3 protein-coding genes are annotated in these 3447 nt (G+C 72.6%); all 3 read right to left on the reverse strand.

What is annotated here, in order from left to right:
• Positions 1 to 422 (reverse strand): hypothetical protein (locus VGR37_11090; GenBank protein ID HEV2147938.1); only part of this gene is annotated, 422 nt, incomplete at its 3' end.
• A 33-nt stretch (positions 423 to 455) separates the two neighbouring features.
• Positions 456 to 1937 carry an ATP-binding protein gene (locus VGR37_11095; protein HEV2147939.1) on the reverse strand — a complete coding sequence of 494 codons (1482 nt, stop codon included), beginning with the start codon at positions 1935 to 1937 and terminating at the stop codon, positions 456 to 458.
• Between the two features lie 264 nt (positions 1938 to 2201).
• Positions 2202 to 3044 (reverse strand): helix-turn-helix domain-containing protein, encoded by an 843-nt coding sequence (locus tag VGR37_11100; protein ID HEV2147940.1) that lies wholly within the window; start codon positions 3042 to 3044, stop codon positions 2202 to 2204.
• Positions 3045 to 3447 lie beyond the last annotated feature (403 nt).

A 3447-nucleotide genomic window follows, 5' to 3' on the forward strand; every position in this document is an offset into this window, starting at 1 on the left:
GAGCAGCGCACGCGTACGCGCCCGCCGCCGCGCGCGGCGATCCCGGCGCGGACCAGCAGCGTGATCAGCGCGTGCATCAGCGCGGTCTCGCGGCAGAACACGGGGAGCAGCCCGGGCGCGGACTCCGCCGCGAACTCCACGTCGCGCACGTCGCGGTGCTGTCGTGCCAGCGCGAGCGCGTCCGGGAGCACCTCCTCCAGCCGCAGCGGGGTGGGTGCCTCGTCGGGGCGGCGGGGGAGGAACGCCAGCAGCCGCAGGGCTGCGCCGAAGCGCTCCAGCTCGTCGCGGAGCGCGCGGTCCAGATCCGGCCCCCGCCCCCCGCCCGCGGCCCCGAGCTGCACCAGCGCGCTCACCGCCGCCAGACGGTTGTTCAGGGCATGGTGGATCCCCGCCAGCACCCCGTCGGAGGCGTCCAGCCACACCCCGTCCGGCAACCCCGCGCCCGCGTCCACCGGTCAGGCCCCCAGCTTCTCCACCAGGTGCGCCATCTCTTCCAGGTCGAACGGCTTGGTGAGGCAGGGGCGCCCGGTCGTGATCCCCTGGGTCGTGCGCGCGCGCCCGATGTCGCCCGTCATCAGCGCCGTCCGTCCCCGGAGCGCCGGCATGGCCTCCAGCTTCTCCAGCAGGTCCAGCCCGTCCCCCGGCATCCGCACGTCGACGAGGGCCACGTCGAACGGGTTCTCGCGCGCCAGCCGCACCGCCGCGTAGGCGTCCTCCGCCTGCGTCACCTCATGGCCGCGGCGCGCCAGGAACAGCGAGACCGCCATGCGCAGGTTCGGCTCGTCGTCGGCCACGAGCACCCGCAGCCGCCTGCGCGCGGCGGACTCCGGCGCGGGCGCGTTCCGGGCTGTGCGGGGGCGGGGGGAGAGCGTGTCCGGCCGGGAGAGCTGCAGGAAGAAGGCGGTGCCGCGTCCCTCGTCGCTCTCCGCCCAGAGCTGGCCGCCGTGGTCGCGGACGATCCCGGCGGAGATCCCCAGCCCCATTCCCGTTCCCGCCGCCTTCGTGGTGTGGTACGGGTCGAAGATGTGCTTCAGCTCGTCGCGCCGGATGCCGGGGCCGTTGTCCACCACGGAAAGGACCACCCCTTCCGTGGACTCGCGCGTGCGGACGATCAGGAGGCGCGGCCCGGGCCGGGAGGCCAGCGCCTGCTGCGCGTTCACCACCAGGTTGAGGACTACCTGGTGCAGCGCGCCCGGCTCGCCCATCACCGGGGAAAGCGAGGTGTCGAAGTCGCGCCGGACCTCGATCCCCGCTGCCTCCAGGGCGTACCGCTGCATGCCGAGCACCCGCCCGGCCACCGAGCTGAGGTTCACCGGCTCGCGTCCGCCCGCGCCGTGCTGGCGCGCGAAGCTCAGCAGGTCGCCGACGACCCCGGCGATGCGGGTGCTCTCCTCGATGATGATCTCCAGCGCCTCCCGCTGCGCGGGTCCGGCGGCCTCGCGCGCCAGGAGCTGCGCGAAGCTCTTGATGGAGGCCAGCGGGTTGTTCACCTCGTGCGCCACACCCGCCGCCAGCTCCCCCACCGCCGCCAGGCGCTCCGCATGCTTCCGGCGCTCCCGCTCCATGACCAGCTCGGTGCGGTCCTCCACCACCACCACGCCCCACGGCTCGCCCTCCCAGCGGCGGGAGCGGATCACCAGCCGCGCCCAGCGCTTCCCGCGCGGGCCGGTGAGCAGCACCTCCGTCTCCAGCTCCACCCCGTCTCCCACGACAGCCGCGCGGTAATGCTCGCCGATCCCCTCGCCCTCCAGGGCGGGGGCGATCTCGCGGAAGAGGTCGCGCCCCAAGAGCTCCGCCTCGCTCCGGTCGGAGAGCGCACGCCCGGCGGAGCTGGCGTAGCGCACCGTCCCCTCCGCGTCCAGGAGGAGCACCCCCACCGCGAGCGAGTCCAGCAGCGCGCACACCCAGTGCAGGGTATCGGAGGTGTCGGGGGCCACGGGAAGTATGGGGAAGCGCGTTGCGGCACGCAGGGCACGTGCGGTGGGGGTGGAGCCCGGAAGCTACCACCGGGCCGGGGCTCCCGCAACGCGCCGGCTGCCTGCGTGCGCTCCTCTCGCGCCGTTCGTGCGGCATGGCTCGCGGCGGGGGGCTGACGAGGCTCCTCGCCGCAGCGTGCGGGGCTCCCGTAACGGCGCGCGCCCGCTCCCGGGGTGGGGGGCGGGCGCGCTCTCCGTCGGGACTCGCCGGAGCCGGACCGCCGCTCAGCTCGCGCGCGCCAGCTTCGCGCCGCGGGCCTCGCGGCCCTTCCGCCGCAGCTCGAACAGCTCCTTCACCATCATCCGCGACGCGGTGGCGAACGCCCCCTGCTCGCGGAGCGCGGTGGGCGGAATCCCCAGGAAGTCCTGCATCGCCCGGCGGAGGCTGCTGTCGGACACGTAGCCGCATGCGTGCGCGACGCTCAGCACCGTCCGTCCCGGGTCGTCCAGGAGGTCGGCCGCGAAGAGGATGCGCATCCAGGCCATCACGCGACGTGGCGGCGGGAGGTCGGTGCGCTCGCACCAGCGCAGCAGCGTCCGCTCCGAGAGCTGCAGCGATCGGGCGAGGTCCCGCCCCTGGCCCCCGGCTGCGGCGACCTCCGCGGCGGAGGCCAGGATCGAGCGGGCGCGGCCCGAGACGTACGGCGGGAGCGAGCGGTCCAGCAGCCGCTGGACCGGGGTGCCGTACGCCGCGCTGAGCCGCCTCTCGACGGCTTCCAGCGTGTTCTCCTCGTCGATGTCGATCAGCTCCGTGACGCCCCACTCGCCCAGGACGTGGAAATCGCGGAAGCGTCCGGACTTGAGCGACATCGCGGCGATCACCGTCACCGAGGGGAACTCCCACAGCAGGCTGCGGAGCTTCGGGGACGGCTCGCGGCGGTTCGGCATCTCCATGTACGGATCCAGCACCACGATCGCCGCGGGCGGCGCATCGCGGATGGCGTCCCGGAGGGCGTCCCAGTTGGCCACCGACCAGCAGCGGAAGTGCGCCGTGCCCACCTTGTGGACACGATCCCGGAATGCTTCATCGGGATGGAGGACCAGGAGGACTCGTGATACGGATTGCATGAGTGTCTGCTTTTATGTGATTGTTACACGGACACGTGTTGGCAGGAGGGGCGAATTGTACCAAATTGAAGGCTGACCCCCACCTGACTGATCACGGTGTCCCCCCATCTCCAAAGGATTCGCGATGAGACTGGTTCGCCTGCCCCTGGCCGCCCTCGCCCTGGTCGCCCTCGCCGCTTGCAGTGATGCAACAGCACCCGAGGCACCATCTGGTACCGACGGTTTGCGGAGTGCGCCCTCAGCTCCTCGGCTCAGCGGTGGAACCTTTGGCTCGGGAATGACGGTGGGAGACTCGACCGTCATCGCCCCGATAGCAGTTGCTGACAGCTCCGCAACCGCTCCAAAGTAGGTAAGCAGCGACGCCAAAGGTCAAGAGACGTGAGAGAGCCGCGCGCCCTAAGCG

Source organism: Longimicrobiaceae bacterium (assembly GCA_035936415.1).
GTDB lineage: Bacteria > Gemmatimonadota > Gemmatimonadetes > Longimicrobiales > Longimicrobiaceae > JAFAYN01.

Coding starts and splice junctions, on each gene's coding strand:
- VGR37_11100 (HEV2147940.1), bottom strand. CDS start 3,044: ATGCAATCCGTATCACGAGTCCTCCTGGTCCTCCATCCCGATGAAGCA.